The sequence below is a fragment of the Streptosporangium becharense genome (assembly GCF_014204985.1).
GTDB classification, from domain to species: Bacteria; Actinomycetota; Actinomycetes; order Streptosporangiales; family Streptosporangiaceae; genus Streptosporangium; species Streptosporangium becharense.
The window spans coordinates 5,712,659-5,730,280 of the sequence record NZ_JACHMP010000001.1; the positions used below are offsets into that span (position 1 = coordinate 5,712,659).

15 protein-coding genes are annotated in these 17,622 nt (G+C 71.6%); 9 read left to right on the forward strand and 6 right to left on the reverse strand.

Translation table 11 applies throughout. The features are described from left to right. Positions 1-111 precede the first annotated feature (111 nt). Entirely contained in the window at positions 112-2,421 is a 2,310-nt protein-coding gene (gene hypF, locus F4562_RS25115) for a carbamoyltransferase HypF (protein WP_311733932.1), read from the forward strand. Between the two features lie 106 nt (positions 2,422-2,527). Here the strand turns inward: hypF and F4562_RS25120 are convergent, their stop codons facing one another. Further along, positions 2,528-4,600: a prolyl oligopeptidase family serine peptidase gene (locus F4562_RS25120; RefSeq protein WP_184540845.1), complete on the reverse strand. Its 2,073-nt coding sequence runs from the start codon at positions 4,598-4,600 to the stop codon at positions 2,528-2,530. Between the two features lie 319 nt (positions 4,601-4,919). On the opposite strand from F4562_RS25120, the gene F4562_RS25125 reads away from it, so the two are divergent. The 3 genes from F4562_RS25125 (at position 4,920) to F4562_RS25135 (ending at position 6,673) form a co-directional block, all read left to right on the forward strand. Then, entirely contained in the window at positions 4,920-5,429 is a 510-nt protein-coding gene (locus tag F4562_RS25125) for an HNH endonuclease (RefSeq protein WP_184540844.1), read from the forward strand. Between the two features lie 183 nt (positions 5,430-5,612). Continuing rightward, positions 5,613-6,434 (forward strand): GNAT family N-acetyltransferase, encoded by an 822-nt coding sequence (locus tag F4562_RS25130; protein WP_184540843.1) that lies wholly within the window; start codon positions 5,613-5,615, stop codon positions 6,432-6,434. Between the two features lie 23 nt (positions 6,435-6,457). Continuing rightward, positions 6,458-6,673 (forward strand): FmdB family zinc ribbon protein, encoded by a 216-nt coding sequence (locus F4562_RS25135; protein ID WP_184540842.1) that lies wholly within the window; start codon positions 6,458-6,460, stop codon positions 6,671-6,673. Positions 6,674-6,831: 158 nt separating this feature from the next. On the opposite strand, the gene F4562_RS25140 is transcribed toward F4562_RS25135, so the two are convergent. From F4562_RS25140 to F4562_RS25150, 3 genes are all read right to left on the reverse strand, one after another. Continuing rightward, positions 6,832-7,317 carry a helix-turn-helix transcriptional regulator gene (locus tag F4562_RS25140; RefSeq protein WP_184540841.1) on the reverse strand — a complete coding sequence of 162 codons (486 nt, stop codon included), beginning with the start codon at positions 7,315-7,317 and terminating at the stop codon, positions 6,832-6,834. A gap of 81 nt (positions 7,318-7,398) precedes the next feature. Beyond that, a complete protein-coding gene (gene ilvD, locus F4562_RS25145; RefSeq protein ID WP_184540840.1) occupies positions 7,399-9,237 on the reverse strand; it encodes a dihydroxy-acid dehydratase in 1,839 nt (612 codons plus the stop codon). Positions 9,238-9,585: 348 nt separating this feature from the next. Next, complete coding sequence (locus tag F4562_RS25150) at positions 9,586-10,410, reverse strand: nuclease-related domain-containing protein (protein WP_311733931.1); 825 nt, start codon at positions 10,408-10,410, stop codon at positions 9,586-9,588. Between the two features lie 309 nt (positions 10,411-10,719). Between F4562_RS25150 and F4562_RS25155 the strand changes: the two genes are divergently transcribed. From F4562_RS25155 to F4562_RS25165, 3 genes are read left to right on the forward strand one after another with little or no spacing between them, the layout of a single operon-like run. Next, positions 10,720-11,019, forward strand: coding sequence for a hypothetical protein (locus F4562_RS25155; protein WP_184540838.1), 300 nt, complete (start codon positions 10,720-10,722; stop codon positions 11,017-11,019). Between the two features lie 29 nt (positions 11,020-11,048). Continuing rightward, the gene (locus F4562_RS25160) at positions 11,049-11,411 is read left to right on the forward strand and encodes a DUF5130 family protein (protein ID WP_184540837.1); all 363 of its coding nucleotides are present in this window, start codon (positions 11,049-11,051) and stop codon (positions 11,409-11,411) included. A 48-nt stretch (positions 11,412-11,459) separates the two neighbouring features. After that, a complete protein-coding gene (locus F4562_RS25165) occupies positions 11,460-12,032 on the forward strand; it encodes a Pycsar system effector family protein (RefSeq protein ID WP_184540836.1) in 573 nt (190 codons plus the stop codon). A 13-nt stretch (positions 12,033-12,045) separates the two neighbouring features. Here the strand turns inward: F4562_RS25165 and F4562_RS25170 are convergent, their stop codons facing one another. Beyond that, positions 12,046-13,005, reverse strand: coding sequence for a hypothetical protein (locus F4562_RS25170; RefSeq protein ID WP_184540835.1), 960 nt, complete (start codon positions 13,003-13,005; stop codon positions 12,046-12,048). A 355-nt stretch (positions 13,006-13,360) separates the two neighbouring features. On the opposite strand from F4562_RS25170, the gene F4562_RS25175 reads away from it, so the two are divergent. After that, positions 13,361-14,077 (forward strand): FHA domain-containing protein, encoded by a 717-nt coding sequence (locus tag F4562_RS25175; RefSeq protein WP_221206755.1) that lies wholly within the window; start codon positions 13,361-13,363, stop codon positions 14,075-14,077. Between the two features lie 121 nt (positions 14,078-14,198). Here F4562_RS25175 and pepN read toward each other — a convergent pair whose 3' ends face one another. Then, complete coding sequence (pepN, locus tag F4562_RS25180) at positions 14,199-16,766, reverse strand: aminopeptidase N (RefSeq protein WP_184540834.1); 2,568 nt, start codon at positions 16,764-16,766, stop codon at positions 14,199-14,201. 220 nt (positions 16,767-16,986) lie between these two features. On the opposite strand from pepN, the gene F4562_RS25185 reads away from it, so the two are divergent. Further along, on the forward strand, positions 16,987-17,607 hold the full coding sequence (locus F4562_RS25185; RefSeq protein WP_184540833.1) for a mycothiol-dependent nitroreductase Rv2466c family protein: 621 nt from the start codon (positions 16,987-16,989) through the stop codon (positions 17,605-17,607). Positions 17,608-17,622 lie beyond the last annotated feature (15 nt).

A 17,622-nucleotide genomic window follows, 5' to 3' on the forward strand; every position in this document is an offset into this window, starting at 1 on the left:
GACACCCATGCATGACAATCGGGGGTAAAGCTCTGATCGCCCGCGTAACCTTCTCGTCCGGATCGGGGGACGCTCCGCCGCCCGGCCTCCGATCCCGGTGAGGATGGCGGCGTGGGCACCGGACAGGCGGGCGCGGAGGCTCCGATCCGCGTGAGGATCACCATCGAGGGGATCGTGCAGGGCGTGGGTTTTCGCCCGTGCGTCCACTCCCTGGCCCGGCGGCTGGGGTTGTCCGGATGGGTGGGCAACGACGGCCGGGGCGTGTTCATCGAGGCCGAGGGGGTGCCCGGCGACGTCGAGCGCTTCCGGGAGGAGCTGCGCCGGCACGCGCCGCCGCTGGCGGCCGTTCACCGGATGACGACCGTCGCGATCCCGGCCCGTGGGGACCGGGGGTTCCACATCGTGGTCAGCCGTGAGGGGGTCGGCCGTACCACCTTCATCTCACCCGATGTCGCGACATGTGATGACTGCCTGGCCGAGCTGTTCGACCCCGCGGACCGCCGCTACCGCCACCCCTTCGTCAACTGCACCAACTGCGGCCCGCGTTTCACCATCATCCGGGACGTCCCCTACGACCGGCCGGCCACGACCATGGCCGCGTTCACCATGTGTGAGGACTGCGCCAGGGAGTACCTCGACCCCGCCGACCGCCGCTTCCACGCCCAGCCCATCTGCTGCCCGGCCTGCGGCCCCACCCTGCGGCTCCTCGGCTCCTCGGACGGCCGCCGGACCGCGGACGGCGACCCCGTCGCCGGGGCGGCGCGGCTGCTGCGCTCGGGTGCCGTGCTGGCGGTCAAGGGGCTCGGCGGCTACCACCTGGCCGTCGACGCCGCCGACGAGGACGCCGCCCGGACCCTGCGGGCCCGCAAGCACCGTGAGGAGAAGCCGTTCGCCGTCATGGTCGCGGACCTGGACGCCGCGCGGGCCCTGTGCGAGCTGGACGCCGAGGCCGAACGGCTGCTCACCGGCCCGCACCGTCCGATCGTGCTGCTGCCCCGCCGGCCCGGAACCGTCGTCGCCGCGTCGGTGGCGCCCGGCGACCGCCGCCTCGGCCTGATGCTGCCGTACACGCCGGTGCACCACCTGCTCGCCGCTGAACTGGCCCGCCCGTACGTCCTGACCAGCGGCAACCTCTCCGACGAACCGATCGTCCACGCCGACGCCGACGCCTTCGACCGGCTGGCGGGGATCGCCGACGCGTTCCTGACCCACGACCGGCCGATCCACGTCCGCGCCGACGACTCGGTGATCGCGGTGGCCGGGAAGCGGGTGTTCCCGATCCGGAGATCCCGGGGGTACGCCCCCGAGCCGCTACGGCTCCGGCCGCCGGCCCGGCGGCCCGTGCTCGCCTGCGGCGCCGAGCTGAAGAGCACCTTCTGCCTCGCCAGGGAGGGCCACGCCTTCGTCTCCCACCACATCGGCGACCTGGAGAACTACGAGACGCTGTGCTCCTTCGAGGAGGGGATCGAGCACTTCCGGCGCCTGTTCGGCATCACCCCCCGGGTGGTGGCCCACGACCTCCACCCCGAATACCTGTCCACCAAGTACGCCCGCGAACTGCAGGACGTGGACCTGACCGGGGTGCAGCACCACCACGCGCACATCGCCTCCTGCCTCGCCGACAACCAGGAGACCGGTCCTGTCATCGGGGTGGCCTACGACGGCCTGGGCTACGGCCCGGACGGCACCATCTGGGGCGGCGAGCTCCTGGTGGCCGACCTCACGGGCTTCGAACGCGCCGGCCGTCTGGCGCCGGTGCCGATGCCCGGCGGCACGGCGGCCGTCAGGCAACCCTGGCGGATGGCCGCGGCGCACCTGGACGCCGCCTACGAAGGCGCTCCTCCCGAGGACCTGGCCGTCCGGATCCGGCACGGCACCCGCTGGGACGACGTGCTCGCGGTCGCCGGGGCGGGAGTGAACTCCCCGCCGACCTCCAGCGCGGGCCGGTTGTTCGACGCGGTCGCCTCGATTCTCGGACTCCGCGACACCGTGACGTACGAGGGGCAGGCCGCGATCGCCCTGGAGCAACGGGCCGATCCCGCCGAGGAGACCGCCTACCCGGCCCGGCTCCTCGACGACGGGACGCTCGTGACGATCCGGGCCGGTGACCTCGTCCGGGCGGTCGCCGAGGACACGCGCCGCGGGGAGGACCCGGCGGCCGTCTCGGCCCGTTTCCACAACGGGCTCGCCGCCGCCACCGCCGCGGCCTGCGTGCGGATCCGTGAGGCGACCGGCGTCGGGACGGCCGCCCTGTCCGGCGGGGTGTTCCAGAACCGGCTGCTGCTCGGCGGGCTGCTCCGGGCACTGCGGCTGCACGGCTTCCGCGTGCTGACCCACCACCGGGTGCCGCCCAACGACGGCGGCGTCAGCCTGGGCCAGGCGGCCGTGGCCGCCGCCCGCGACGCCCGCGGCCTCGTCTGACCGGGCCCGGCCGCCCGGAACCGGCCCCGCGCACGGGCCCCGTCCCTCGGGGCGACGCCGAGGGACGGGGCCCGTGCGCGGTGGGCGGACGGCACCGGGCGGGTTCTCAGGAGGTCAACCCGGTGTGGTGGGCGAGGAAGGTGAGCTGGTCGGCGGAGAGTTCGACGGTCTTGCTCACCGCGCGGGCCCCGTGACCGACCTCGGTCTCGTTGCGGAGCAGGATCGGCCGCTCGGCGGCCTGGGCGTGCTGCAGGGCCGCGCACGTCTTCCAGGCGTGCAGCGGGTGGACCCGGGTGTCCGACTGGAAGACGGTGAACAGCGTCGCCGGGTAGGAGACACCCTCCCGGACGCGGTGGTAGGGCGAGTAGGCGTGCAGCCAGGCGAACTCGTCGGGCTTCTCGGCGGAGCCGTACTCGACGTTCCAGGTCGCGCCGAGACCGAACAGCTCGTAGCGGACCATGTCCAGCAACGGGGCCGAGCAGACCACCGCGGCGTACAGCTCGGGGCGCTGGGTCAGCGCCGCGCCGACCAGCAGGCCGCCGTTCGAGCCGCCGGAGATGGCCAGCCGGTCCGGGGTGGTCACCCCGGAGGAGATCAGGTGCTCGGCCGCGGCGTGCAGGTCGTCGAAGACGTTCTGCTTGTTGGCGAGCATCCCGGCCCGGTGCCACTCCTCGCCCTGCTCGCCGCCGCCGCGCAGCTGGGCGATGGCGTAGGTGCCGCCCGCCTCGACCCAGGTGAGGATCGACGCGGAGTAGCCGGGGGTCATCGAGATGCCGAAACCGCCGTACCCGTACAGGATCGTGGGACGCGGGCCCTCGACGCCCGGCTTGGAGATCACCAGCATGTGCACCTCGCTGCCGTCGGCAGAGCGGTAGGTCACCTGCTCGGTGTCGACGGCGGGCACCTCGACGGCCCCGGGGGAGACCGCCCACAGCGTGGTCTCGCCGGTACGGGCGTCGTAGCGCTGGATGGTCGGCGGGGTGGTGTTGTCGGTGTAGCCGAACCACGCCTCGTGGCCGCCCTCGGGGCGCTCGCTGATGCCGCCGATGGTGCCCAGCCCGGGCGTCGGCACCTCCCCGATGCGCTCACCCGTGACCAGGTCGTGGACGGAGATCTCACTGATCGCGTGGCGGGTCCAGCCGGCGAGCATGATCGGCCGGTCGAGGTCGTCGAGGATCGCGAAGTCGGTCAGCACCGCCTCGGAGTCCTGCGGGATCAGGTCGCGCCAGTGCTCGGCCTGCGGGGTGGCCGGGTCGGTGACGCAGATCCGGGAACGCGGGGCGTCGCGGTCGGTGAAGAGGTAGAGCCGCCCGTCGCGACCGAAGTGCAGGGAGCTCTGGGCGTCGACGCCCTCCTGGACGACGACGAGCCCGGGTTCCTCGGGGGAGGAGGCCGAAAGGTCGGCGACCCACAGGTCGTTGCGCGGCGCCGTGCCCCGGGAGGCGGAGATCTGCAGCCAGCGGCCGTCGCGGGAGACGGAGACACCGTAGTAGTTGGTCTTCTCCATGCCGTCACCGAAGATCAGCACGTCGTCCTCGGTGGAGGTGCCGACCCGGTGCAGGTAGACCCGGCGGTGGTACTGCTCCTCGCCCTCGGGGACCTCGGTGGCGGGCAGCCTGCGCACATAGTAGAAGGCCTCGCCGCCGGGCAGCCAGGCGACCGGGGAGTAGCGGCAGCGGTCGATCGGCCCCTCGATCCGGTCGCCGAAGGCGACGTCCATCAGGTAGAGGCTCGACTCCTCGTCACCGCCCACCGAGATCTGGTAGGCCAGCAGGCGGCCCTCCTTGTCGGGCTGCCAGGTGTCGAGCGTGGTGAGCCCGGTGGGGTCGAGGGCCATCGGGTCGAGCAGCGTCCGCTCGGTGCCGTCGGGATCGACGACGTAGAGCACGGCGTGCTCCTGCTCGGGGGTGCGCCGCATGAAGAACTGCCGCTCCCCGCGCCACACCGGCGCACTGACCGACCCCGACTTCAGCAGCTCGGCGATGCGCGAGCGGAAGCCCTCCCGGCCGGGAAGCGCTCCCATCTCCGTCGTGAAGAGCCTCTCCTGGGCGTCGAGCCAGTCCTTCGTCGCCGGGTCGTCCGGATCCTCCAGCCACCGGTAGGGATCGGGCACCGGAACGCCGTGCAACTCCTCGACGAGGTCAAGACGGCTTGCGGGAGGGTAAGGCTGTCGCGTCATGGCCGAAACCATACGACCTCCGGAGGGCGGAAGGGCGTCATTGCGCGCCGGGCGTACTGGAGCCGCGGCAGCAGGAGTTAATAAGTGGTAATGCGGGCATAAAACGGATCAGGAGTCCCTCCAGTCGTTTTATGGGTGGCGGGAACCGTGATGCAGAAGCCAAACTTGGTGGAGGACGGCGCCGTGGTGAGCATCCGCTGGGCCGTCCGGCGGAGGTCCCCGTGACGGAAGCACCCGGGCCCCAGGAGGGGCCGCCAGCCGGGGTACGCAACGGCGTGCCCCCTCAACCGACGCGCCGCGCAGCGGGAAGGGCCCGCTGATGCGCCAAGTCCTGTTGTTGAACGCCACCTACGAACCCTTGACCACCCTCTCCCTGCACCGCGCCGTCGTGCTGGTGCTCCGGGAGAAGGCCGACGTCGTGCACCGCGACGGGCGGGGCGCCGTGTTCCGTTCGGCGAGCCGCACGCTCGACGTCCCGTCGGTGATCAGGCTTCGCAGATATGTCCGCATCCCCTACCGGTCGCGGATTCCGCTGACCCGTACCGCGTTGATGCGCCGGGACGACTACCGGTGCGCCTACTGCGGTCAGCGGGCCGAGACCATCGACCACGTCATCCCGCGCTCACGAGGCGGCACCCACACGTGGGAGAACTGCGTCGCGTCGTGCACGTCGTGCAACCACCGCAAGGCGGACCGCATGCTGGAGGAACTGGGGTGGACGCTCGACGTCGCCCCGGTGGTGCCACGCGGCGTCCACTGGAGGTTGATCGGCGCGCACATCGTCGGCGACCCGCAGTGGGCGCCCTACCTGGCGGAGAGCGCGGCCTGACGCGGCCACGGCCGTGCTCTTCCCGCGCTCACGTGTGCTCGCGTGCCCTCCCGCGCTCCGTGCGGGAGGGCACGCCACGGTCCCGTGGTACGTCACGGTCCCGGGCGTGCCCCGGGACCGTGACGGGCGGGGCGGCGTCATAACCGTTCGCGGCGGATGCGCCGGAGTCGGCACAATCGGCCTATGACGTGGACCTTCACCTCCGACGCCGCGGCCTACGCCGCCGCCGTGGAACCCTGGCTGCTGCGGGACCCCGTTAGCAACACCGTGCCCCTCACCGTCCTGCGCGGCATACGCGACGGTCTGTGGACCGGCGACCTCCTGCTGGGCCGGCTGGAGCACGGCGGCCGGACCGTCGCCGCGGCGATCCAGACACCACCCCACTTCCTGGTGCTGCCCGACATCCCCGCGGACACCGTCCCGGAGCTCGCCGAGCGGCTCGCCGAGCGAGGGCGGCCCATCCCGGGCGTGACCGGGCCGCTGCCGGTGGCCGAGGCGTTCGCCGCCTGCTGGTGGCGTCCCGAGGCCGCGCGCCGTCCCGAGCGCCTCTACCGGCTCGGCTCGCTGCACGTGCCGGACCCCCTCGCCCGAGGAGCCTCACGTACGGCCGTCGCGGACGATCTGGACCTCCTGGTGAAGTGGGCCGGGGAGTTCCAGGACGAGGCGGACCACGGCTCCGGCACCGATCTGACCCCGCTGGTGGCCGGCCGGATCGCCCGGAGCGAGCTGGTCCTGTGGGAGGCGGACGGGCGGCCCGTCGCGTTCGCCGGAGCCTCCACGCCGCTCGGCGGCATGTCTCGGGTCGGCCCGGTCTACACGCCTCCCGAGCTGCGCGGCAGGGGGTACGGCATCGCCGCCTCCCACGCGGTGAGCGCCAAGGCGCTGGCCGGCGGCGCCGGGGAGGTGCTGCTCTTCACCGATCTGGCCAACCCGACGTCCAACCGGATCTACCAGGCGATCGGCTACCGGCCGGTGAGCGACTACGCCTCCATCACCTTCGCCTGAGTGATCTGGGTACGCTGGGTGCCATGCCGCGCTACGACTTCCGCTGCCGTGCCTGCGGGTCCACCTTCGAGGTCTCCCGCCCGATGGCCCACTCCGGTGAGCCCGCACCCTGCCCCGAGGGTCACGACGACACCGTCAAACTGCTGTCCACGGTCGCTGTGACCGGCGGTTCGGCCGCCTCGCCCGCACCACGCCCCGCAGGCGGCGGAGGCTGCTGCGGGGGCGGCTGCTGCGGCTGAGCCCCGTCACGGGCGCCCGGACGGAGCCGTCCGTGCCCCCGGCGTAACGGTCGCCGGGAGCGAAGTGCCGTACGCGTCCGGGCGGAGCAGTCCGGCGCCCGGCCCGGACGCGTTCCGGTGCCCGCTTCGCCGGCGGGTCCACGCCCGCCGGACGGGCGTCAGGCGGCGCGCCTGCCCTGGAAGGGCAGGAAGCCCTCGGCGCGGTGCCGGCGGGCGGGCACGAAGGTGGGTTCGGCGGCCACGATGCGGTCGAACCGGAACGCCCGGACGGCGCCGCGCATGCGGCACATTCCCACGAGATACCAGTACTCACGGTGGACCATGCACGTGACGGGGTCGACGTCGCGGACGGTGATGCGGCCGGAGACGTCGCGGTAGTGGAGGCGGATGACGAGGCGGGCGGTGATGGCCTCGGCGATCGTCCGCGCCCGGTCGGCGACCTCGGCGGACATCGGCTCGGTCAGAGTGGACAGCGTGGTGGCGATGACGTCGTCGTCGAGCTCCATGTGCTCGAAGGCGAGGCGCAGGCCGCTGCGGGCGGCACCGGCCTGCGGGTCGGAACCCAGGTGCGCCACGGACAGGGCGAGGGCGGCGATCTCGGCGGCAGTCAACGGGCGGGTGGAGGGCTTCATGACGTTAGCCATACCCAGAGGTTACGCCTCGCCGCCGACATTTTTCGAACCTGCTGTCGGATCCGGAAGGCCGGATCCGACAGCAGGCGCGGGTCAGCGCGAGAGCTGCGACAGGTCGCGTGAGGCACCGGTCGAGGCGGAGGTGGTGAGCGCGGCGTAGGCCTGCAACGCGGTGCTCACCGGACGCTGCCGGTCGCGCGGGCGGTAGCCACCCAGCTCGGTCAGGAGCCGCTCGCGCCGGGCCGCCAGCTCCTCCTGGGCGACCCGGAGCTCGATCGAGCGGCCCGGGATGTCGATCTCGATGGTGTCGCCGTCCCGGACCAGCGCGATGGTGCCGCCCTCGGCGGCCTCGGGGGAGGCGTGCCCGATGGACAGCCCGCTCGTGCCGCCGGAGAACCGGCCGTCGGTGATCAGCGCGCAGGCCTTGCCCAGGCCCTTGCCCTTCAGGAACGAGGTCGGGTAGAGCATCTCCTGCATGCCCGGCCCCCCCTTGGGGCCCTCGTAACGGATCACCACGACGTCGCCCGCCTTGACCCTGTTGTTGAGGATGCCCTCGACGGCCTCCTCCTGCGACTCGAAGACCACCGCCGGTCCTGAGAAGCGCCAGATCGACTCGTCCACTCCGGCCGTCTTGACGATGCAGCCGTCGACGGCGATGTTGCCGTAGAGGACGGCGAGCCCGCCGTCGCGGGTGTAGGCGTGTTCGAGGTCGCGCACGCAGCCCTCGGCCCGGTCGAGGTCGAGAGAGTCCCAGCGGTTGTCCTGGGAGTAGGGCTTGACGGTGCGCACGTTGCCCGGTGCGGCGTGCCAGAGCTCCAGAGCCTCGGGCAGGGCCTTGTCCGAGCGCGGGTCCCAGGCGTCGAGGTAGTCGCCCATGGTGCCCCCGCTGACACTGGGCACGTCGCGGTGGAACAGACCCGCCCGGTCGAGCTCGCCCAGGATGGCCGGGATGCCACCGGCCCGGTGGACGTCCTCGATGTGGTACTTGGAGGTCGCCGGGGCGACCTTGCACAGGCAGGGCACGCGCAGTGAGATCTCGTTGATCTCCTTGAGGCCGAAGTCGACTTCGGCCTCGCGGGCCGCGGCCAGGATGTGCAGGATCGTGTTGGTCGAACCGCCCATCGCCACGTCGAGCGTCATGGCGTTCTCGAAGGCTTCCCTGGTGGCGATGTTGCGCGGCAGGACGCTCTCGTCGCCGTCCTCGTAGTAACGGCGGGTGATCTCCACCAGCTGCCGCCCGGCGTCCTCGAACAGCTTCTTGCGCGCCCGGTGCGTGGCCAGGATCGTGCCGTTGCCGGGCAGCGCCAGCCCGATCGCCTCGGCGAGGCAGTTCATCGAGTTGGCGGTGAACATGCCGCTGCACGAACCGCAGGTCGGGCAGGCGTTCTCCTCCATCTCCAGCAGCTCGGCGTCGGAGACGTTCTCGTCCGCGGCGGCGATCATCGGGTCGATCAGGTCGAGCTTCCTGCCCGGTGTCTTGCCGGCCTCCATGGGGCCGCCGGAGACGAAGATCGTCGGGATGTTCAGCCTGAACGCGGCCAGCAGCATGCCGGGGGTGATCTTGTCGCAGTTGGACACGCAGATCAGGGCGTCGGCGCAGTGGGCGTTGACCATGTACTCGACGGCGTCGGCGATCAGCTCGCGGCTGGGCAGCGAGTAGAGCATGCCGCCGTGGCCCATCGCGATGCCGTCGTCGACCGCGATCGTGTTGAACTCGCGCGGGATCGCCCCGGCCTCGCGGATGGCCCCCGAGACCAGGTCTCCGACCTCGCGCAGGTGGACGTGGCCGGGGACGAACTGGGTGAAGCTGTTGGCCACCGCGATGATGGGCTTGCCGAAGTCGCCGCCCGCTACGCCGGTCGCCCGGAGCAGGGCCCGGGCTCCGACCATGTTCCTGCCGTGAGTGACCGTACGAGACCTGAGGGCGGGCATGGGGCTTCTCCCATCATCGAAACCGAGTCTTCAAATGGTACGGCCACCGCTCAGTGCGTGAGACGCCTGTCCGCAGCACGAGACGCGTGGTCCTGACCATCTGTTGTCGAATGTCGTTCCGTCACCGCGGCGTGGGCACGGCGCGGCGCGGGCACCCGCGGCCGCCCGCGGGACGGGACGGGCACCGCGAGGATCTCGGAACGCCGACGAAGCACGGGGTGGGCGCCGACGTGGCGACCGACGGGCCCGATGCGGGCCCAGGTTGTCCTTTGACACTACCGAACCCGTCGCGCCGCCGAGCACGGGGCACGGCGGCGCGACGGGTTCGGGGAGGGGGGAAGGGGAGCGTCAGTTCTCCGGGTAACGCGCGGGAAGGACGCGCTCGGCGGCCTCGTAGATCTTCTCGATCTCGATGTCGGTGAGTGACCGTTCGCGCTTGGTGATCCATTTACGGACGTGGCCGCCGTCGAAGACGTCGACCTCGCGGACGTTGAGGACCTTCCACGGGATGGCCGGTCCGTAGATCGCCAGGGACGGGACGATGGTGATCTCGCGACCCAGCTCCCGGCCGATCAGCTCCCCGGCCTGGGTCGCCTCCCAGTGCGCCTCGTCCAGGCGGGCCTTCTGGTTGAACGGGCCGTGGAACAGCTTGCGGTGCGACTGGACGCGGACCGGGAGGCGCTTGTCCCACTTCTCGGAGTCGACCGCGTAGACGCCGGTCGGGCCCACGACCAGATGGTCGATCTGCGCCTCGCTGCCGGGAATCGCCCGGGCGTGCAGGGTCCGGTAGCCGCCCCGCTCCAGCCTCTTGAGCTGGACCTCCGTGCGCCGCTCCGCGACCGAGGCACGCCGCCAGGCGGGAACCGAGGAGTCGGCCCGGGCGTGCAGCACCGTGTCGACGATCGCCGCGACGACGGCGGCGGTGAAACCCAGCTGCCAGCTGGCCAGCAGAATGCCCGCGAGCACGCCGACGCCGAGCGCGACGAACACGCGTCTGCGCAGGTGGCGGTGCTTGGGATCGTCGAGCAGGCCGCGCAGCGAGGCGCGTCCGATGAGCGCGTACGCGGATGCGGGCGCGGCGGGTCGAGACGTCGGCCGGTCGTCGGCCTGTCGGTCGCTGACCCAAATCGGTGACGTAGTGTTACCGTCTTCTGGTACCTGACCGGAATCCACGTAACTCACGGTAGCTGACGTCCTTGGGGGTGCCTAGTATTGCGTATCTCATACTTTTGTGACCGCAGTCTCCCGCTTGGTGCGGTCATGAACCGGGTATCTACGTGCTTTCGCCGATCATCCCGCCTGCCCCATCGTGCCGAGCGTGCCTCACATTCTCGATCCTAACCTTCCAGGCCCCGCTCCGCCGGGATCCGGCGACGAAGGCGTCGCTTTCACCGTCGCCGCAGGTGAGAGCAGCTCCGGACGGTTCCGCGGCGTGTCCCGCAGACCCTCGACGGACGGTCGGCACGGGTTTACGTTGGAGAGGTGGACAGCGCGATCCAGGTCTTCGGCTTCCTGATCGGTGTCTCCGGTGGCCTGTTCCTGCTCATCACCCTGATCGTGACCCTCCCCGGCAGGGTGCGGGAGAGCGCCGCCAGGCACACGTCGGAGGGTGCGATGTGGATCGGCGGCCCGTTCCGCAGCGAGCACGGAGTCAGTCTCCGGGTCCTGGTCCTGACCGAGCGTCCGGCGCCGCCGGCGTCGGCGCCGGCGGTCGACTGGATCTCGCTGGCGGAGGTGTCCGAGCCGGGACGGCACACGGGTGGGGCGTCGGCGACCTGGTGAGGACGCGGCGCGACGGCGAGGTGGTGCAGATGCAGACCCTGACCGCGACGGAGGCGGACGACGTCCGCGATGCGCTGCTGGCCGCCGAGAGACGCACCGGGCTGCGTTTCGCCGCCTACGCCGGACCGGCGGTCGGCCCGCGCCGTCACTTCTCCGAGCGGCTGCACGCCGCGCTGGGGGAGGAGGCCGATCGTGCGGTGCTCGTCTTCGTGGACCAGCGGGGACGAGGCCTGGAGATCGTCACGGGCCGCCGGGCCCGGGAGCGGCTCTCCGACGCCGACTGCCGGCTGGCCGCGGCGTCGATGGCCGCCATCCTCGGCACGGGCGATCTGGTGGGCGGCATCGTCGCCGGGGTGTGGCTGCTGGGGGACCGGGTGTCGCGGCAGGGGTGATCCTCTCGGCGGCCCCGGCAACCATGATCTTCCCGGATAATTCGGCACGTGTTGAGGAGCGTGTGGGACGCACTGCCGGGGCGGCTCCCCGGGGGGGCCGCGCGGGCGCAGGAGCACGATCCGATCGTCGGTTACGTCCGGGAGACGCGTGCCGAGGCCCGGCGGGAGGTCCGCAGGGCCGACGAGACGGCCGCCATCCTGCTGGCCGTCACCGGAGCCGCCGCCGGCGGCGTCGTGGCCGGGCTGCTGGACGGCAGGCTGCGGCCCGGCGAACTGCCCGGCCAGGTGGAGTGGCTGTGGTGGGCCGGGATGTTCTTCTGGCTGCTCGGGCTCCTCATGCTCGCCGCCGCGCTTCATCCGCGCAGCGCGCGGCTGGCCGGCCGCTCCGTGGAACGCCGCCGCTCCTACCCGGGCGGGTTCACCGTGTCCTCCCCCGCCGGACCGGCGCGCGACGGGCGGGGACACGACGCACGGCTCCGGCTCGACCTGGTCGTGCTGGACATCAGGTCTCTCGGCGCCGTCGCGGACGCCAAGGAGCGCTACGTCCGCAGGGGGATCGTGCTGATGCTGTTCTCCCTCGCCTGCTGCGTGTCGTCGGTGCTCATCGGCCGGTCGCTCTGACCGGCCCGGTCGTTCAACGCCGGAGCAGCTTCACCAGGTGGGCGGTGATGTCCGCCAGCAGGGTCGTGGGGGCCACCGGCGCGGACGCGACGGCGGAGAACAGGCTGGGCAGACCCGGCAGCGGGAAGCCGTCGTCCCTGGCGGCCTCCCCGCCGACGTCGTTCTTGGCCAGGATCGCCCGGCTGCGGTCCCACGCCTCCAGAACCTCCTCCGGCGAGGGCACGCCGAAGCCATGGCCCACCGGGGCGGCGTGCCGGAGCCGGACCAGCGGGGTGTCGGCGAAGGCGAGGGCCACCCGGGAACGCAGGGCGAGGTCGTCCCGTGCCGCCCCCACCCAGTCCATGGCGGTGCAGGGGGTGCGGCAGTCGGCCACGCAGGTGGCCAGCGCCCCGGCCACCTGGCTGTGCTGCCGGTCGAAGTAGGCGCGCCACCCCTCGGCGGGCTCCCCGGCCACCCGCAGGGTCCGGTTGACGGCGGACTGCTCCGCCTTCGTGTGGTCGCACTCGCGGTCGCCGATCACGCCGAACCTGCTGCCGGGCGCGGTCAGGCCGGCGGGCCAGCGCGCGGGGTCGCCCGCGTTGCCGAGCACCGGCTCGAAGGCGAGCAGCGGCAGGTACTCGCTGGCGATGTGGACGGCGGCGACCATGGGGCTCAGTTCACGACGGTGCCAGCGGACCGCGATGACCTCCAGCAGGAGGCCGTAGGCGGGCCGCAGCGACTCCAGCGCCCCGCGCGGCTGCTCCCGCGGCGTTTGCGGCATCGTGCAGGCCCGTGCCCGCCGCCGCAGGTCACCCGGTACGGTACGCGCCTCGGCGGCGAAGTCCTCCGCGTCGAGGGAGAGCAGTCGCTGGCCGAACTCGCACAGCGCCTCGACGCCGGTCACGTCGTCCACGACACCCGAGGCGAGGGCTCCCACGTCGCCGAAGGCGTACCTCTGCGCCAGCGAGACGAGCAGATCACGTGCCGATTCCACTCGATCAGCCTCTCACGGCCGATGTGTGACATGAGCATTATCTGCGCATAGCGAAGTATGTGGTGCTCGATGTGGTTGGTGACCATCAGCGCCGTCGGGTGGGACGGGACGGCGCGGCCGGTCGGCGGCGCGGACGACCGGCGGGCCGGACGGCTCCCCCGGCTCGCCGGCGCGGCGGTCATGACAGTGGTCCTGGATCAGTCTTCGACGATCTCGGTGGTCCCGGCGGTCCGGACGGTTCCGATGGTCTCGGTGGTTCCCGGTGGTTCCCGGTGCTCCCGGCGGTGGCGCGCGTCCGGGCGTTCCCTCTCTGTTTTTCCTGCGGGTGCTCACAGTCTGCGAAAGGATGCTCGCCGTGGGTATCTGCAAGGTTTCAGGAATCACCCCGGGGGTCATCGTCCAGCGCGGTGGTGACGTGCTGGAGGTCACCCCCGGCAAGCACCTCACCTTCGGCCGGGGCCCGGCCGGCCTGGTGCTCTCTCATCCGGCCGTCGCCCGCCTGGCCGGGCGGATCGACGCGGTCGACGACTACTGGACGATCTCCAACCTGAGCCGCTCCACGACCTACCTGGTGGAGAACCCCGAGGGCGACGGCGAGTTCGTCAAGGTGTCGCCCGGCCGGATGCGCGCCCCGATCCCTTTCGAGCTGGCCCGGGTGCGGCTGGCCGCCGAACCGGCGTCGTTCCTGGTCTTCGCCCCCGAGCACGCGCTGCTCCACCCCGGCGCGCCCCGCGAGGGGCAGGAGAGCGTGCTCACCTTCTTCGACGTCACCGCCAAGTACTTCCTGATCCTGGTGGCCCTGTGCGAGCCCCGGCTGCGCGACCCGCTCTCCACCGTGGTCCCCACCGTCCCGGAGATCATCATGCGCCTGGCCCACCTGAACCTCGGCCGCTCGGCGGTCGGTTTCCACCTCGACTACCTCGCCCGGGTGAAGCTCCGGATGAAGGGGCCCGAACGGCCGGGTGCGTCCGGTTGGCAGCGCGCGGCGCTCGTCTCCTTCGCGCTCCGGCACGACCTGGTGACCGTCGAGCACCTGCCGCTGCTCGAACCGCGAAGGCGCCTGTCACCCTGAAGGCGAGAGACGCCCGCGTGCCGTGCCACCGCCGGTGGTCCCGGAAGACGGGGCACCCGGCGGGCACCCCGTCTCCGTACGGCCGGGCCCGGGGAGGGGCCGCTCCGGCTTCCCGGCGGGGTCAGCCCGCCGTCGTGTCCTTGGCCTGGGCACGCAGCGCCCGGCTGATGCCGTCCGCCCCCTCCAGCAGCAGCCGTCGCAGGGCCTGCGGCGGCTGCTCGGCGGAGATGAGGTCCTGGGTCCTGGCGACGGTCTCCGGGGAGATGGCCAGCGCCGGGTAGCAGCCGTTGGCGAAGTTCTGGGCGCTGTCGGACGTCCAGGTCTTCCAGATCCGGCCGATCTCGGAGAAGTACTTCTCCGCGTACGGCTCCAGCAGCTCCGGGTGGCGCGGGTCCATGAAGCCGAGGATCGTCGAGCGGAGCACCGCCCCGCTCAGGTCACCGCCGGTGATCGAGGCCCAGGCCCTCTCCTTGCCCTCGGCCGTCGGGATGGCGGCGCGGGCGTTCGCCGCGGAGCGCTCGCCGGTGGCGGTGGCGTCGCGCACGAGTTCCTCGGCGATGGCCTCCTCACCGAGCACTCCGCCGGAGACCAGGCCCTGGATCAGCGTCCAGCGCAGGTCGGCGTCGACGGTGAGGCCGTCGAGCACGAGCGAGCCGTCCAGCAGGGCGGCCAGGAAGGCCAGGTCGTCCTCGGAGACCGCCGTGGCCGCCAGCGCGTTCACGTACGCCAGCTGGTGGTCGGAGCCGGGTTCGGCAGCGGTGACGAGCGCGCGGAGCGCGGAGGCCAGGCGGGACATGCCCTCGGCGCGCCAGGCCGGGTCGGCGTACTGCTGGACCGCCTGGCGGGCCTGGCGGAGCACGGTCTGGGCGACCGTGATGTCCTTGACCGACTCGATCCCGGAGACGACCAGCGCGAGGTAGTCGCGGGTGGACATCTCGGCGTCGCGGGTCATGTCCCAGGCCGCCGACCAGCACAGAGCGCGCGGCAGGGACTCGCTGAACCTGCTGATGCCGCCCTCGACGAGGGTGCGCAGCGAACGCTCGTCGAGCCGGACCTTGGCGTAGGTCAGGTCGTCGTCGTTGATCAGGACCAGGTCGGGCTGCACCTCGCCGACCAGGTCGGGCACCGCGGTGCGCGCGCCGACCACGTCGAGCTCGACCCGCTTGACCCGGACCAGCTCCTCACCCCGCAGGGAGTACAGGCCGATGGCGACGCGGTGTGAGCGCAGCGTCGGGTAGTCGGCCGGCGCCTCCTGCAGCACGTCGAAGGTCAGGAAGCGGCCCTCGGCGTCGGTGGTGAACGACGGACGCAGGGTGTTGACCCAGGAGGTCTCCAGCCACTCCTTGGACCAGGAGGACAGGTCACGGCCGGAGGTGCGCTCCAGCGCGACCAGCAGGTCGGCGAGGGTGGTGTTCTTCCAGGCGTGCTCGGCGAAGTAGTCGCGGACGCCGGCCAGGAAGTTGTCCAGACCCACGTAGGCGACGAGCTGCTTGAGGACCGAGGCGCCCTTGGCGTAGGTGATGCCGTCGAAGTTGACCTCGACCGCCTGCATGTCGACGATGTCGGCCGCGATGGGGTGGGTCGAGGGCAGCTGGTCCTGGCGGTAGGCCCATGCCTTCTCCACGTTGGCGAAGGTCGTCCACGCCCCCTGGCCCCAGCGGGTGGCCTCCGCCTGGCAGAGCACCGAGGCGTAGGTGGCGAACGACTCGTTCAGCCACAGGTCGTCCCACCAGCGCATGGTGACCAGGTCGCCGAACCACATGTGCGCCATCTCGTGCAGGATCGTCTCGGCGCGGCGCTCGATCACCGCGTCGGTGACGCGCGAGCGGAAGACGTAGTCCTCCAGGAAGGTCACGCATCCGGCGTTCTCCATCGCGCCGGCGTTGAACTCCGGCACGAAGAGCTGGTCGTACTTGCCGAACGGGTAGCGGACCCCGAAGACCCGGTGGAAGAAGTCGAAGCCCTGCCGGGTGACCTCGAAGAGGTTCTCCGGATCGAGGTGCTCGGCGAGGGAGGCCCGGCAGTACAGTCCCAGGGGGATGCCGTCGTGCTCGGAGGTCACCTTGTGGTAAGGGCCGGCGCACAGCGCGGTGATGTAGGTCGACATCACCGGGGTCGGCGGGAAGTGCCAGCGCTTGGCCGCCTGCAGGGCGCCGTGCTTGCCGTGGTGCTCCGGCAGCTCCAGCGTCTCGTCGGCCGCCGCGTTGGAGACGACCTCCCAGGTGGACGGCGCGAGCACGGTCAGCTCGAAGGTCGCCTTGAGGTCGGGCTGGTCGAAGCAGGCGTACATCCGGTGGGCGTCCGCCGTCTCGAACTGGCTGTGCAGGTACACGTTCTTGTCGACCGGGTCGACGAACCGGTGCAGGCCCTCACCGGTGCGGCTGTAGGAGCAGTCGGCGTCGACGCGCAGTTCGTTGGCCTCCGCCAGGCCCGGCAGCGGCAGTCGCCCGGCTTCCGGGTCGTATCCGTCGACGTCCAGCTCGACGCCGTTCAGGACGACCCTGCGCACCTTGGCGCCGGCCAGGTCGATGAACGTCTCCGCGCCTGGCCGGGTGCAGGTGAAGCGGACCGTGGTGACGCTCTCGAAGCGCTCCTCCCCCTCGGTCAGGTCGAGTTCCACCGCATATGACTGCACGCTGAGCAGCCGTGCGCGCTCGCGCGCCTCGTCACGGGTCAGATTGCCTGCCACTACCGCTCCCTCTTCACAACATCCCCCGCTCCATTGCTAAGGGGTGACTGAATCCTGCCACGTAAGGCGCGGGACCGCCGCCTTGAGGGCCCGTCCATGAGGTGATCATCAGATCCGAGGACGAATCACCAAGTCAAGGTATTAATCCACCGGTGGAATAGGGAACTCCGGCCTTCTGGTTGTGCTGGACGAACAAGCCTCATGACCAGGAAGCGCAAACATGACTGAGCGAATCCCCGTCGATCTCTGGTTCGACCCCTTCTGCCCGTTCGCCTGGATGACGTCCCGCTGGTTGCTGGAGGTGGAGAAGGTCCGATCGATCGAGCCCCGCTGGCACATCATGAGCTTGAAGATCCTCAACGAGGACAAGGAGATCCCCGCCGAGTACCGGGAGCTGACGGAGAAGGCCCTCGGCCCGGCCCGCGTGGTCGCCGCCGTGCAGCACAAGTACGACTCCGAGACCGTCGGCCGCCTCTACACCGAGCTCGGTGTCCGCTTCCACAACCGGGGCGGGCTCAAGGAGCCGGACCGTCTCCGCGAGCTCGTGGAGGAGTCCCTGGCCGCGGCCGGACTGGACCGCGGGTTCGCCGACGCGATGGACTCCGAGGAGTTCGACGAGGTGCTCCGTGCCTCGCACGACGACGGCATCAACCGGGTCGGTCAGGACGTCGGCACCCCGGTGATCGCGGTCGGGGACGTCGCGTTCTTCGGTCCGGTCGTCTCGCCCGCTCCCAAGGGTGAGGAGGCGGGCAGGCTGTGGGACGGAGTCCGGCTGGTCGCCGGATTCGACGGCTTCTTCGAGATCAAGCGCACCCGGACCCGGCCCCCGATCTTCGACTGATCCGCGCCGCGTGCC

Bases quoted from the DNA above. Each gene is read 5' to 3' on its own strand.
- ilvD (WP_184540840.1), bottom strand. From the start codon at position 9,237: ATGCCCGCCCTCAGGTCTCGTACGGTCACTCACGGCAGGAACATGGTC.
- F4562_RS25185 (WP_184540833.1), top strand. From the start codon at position 16,987: ATGACTGAGCGAATCCCCGTCGATCTCTGGTTCGACCCCTTCTGCCCG.
- F4562_RS25140 (WP_184540841.1), bottom strand. From the start codon at position 7,317: ATGGCTAACGTCATGAAGCCCTCCACCCGCCCGTTGACTGCCGCCGAG.
- F4562_RS25130 (WP_184540843.1), top strand. From the start codon at position 5,613: ATGACGTGGACCTTCACCTCCGACGCCGCGGCCTACGCCGCCGCCGTG.
- F4562_RS25160 (WP_184540837.1), top strand. From the start codon at position 11,049: ATGCAGACCCTGACCGCGACGGAGGCGGACGACGTCCGCGATGCGCTG.
- F4562_RS25120 (WP_184540845.1), bottom strand. From the start codon at position 4,600: ATGACGCGACAGCCTTACCCTCCCGCAAGCCGTCTTGACCTCGTCGAG.
- F4562_RS25135 (WP_184540842.1), top strand. From the start codon at position 6,458: ATGCCGCGCTACGACTTCCGCTGCCGTGCCTGCGGGTCCACCTTCGAG.
- F4562_RS25125 (WP_184540844.1), top strand. From the start codon at position 4,920: ATGCGCCAAGTCCTGTTGTTGAACGCCACCTACGAACCCTTGACCACC.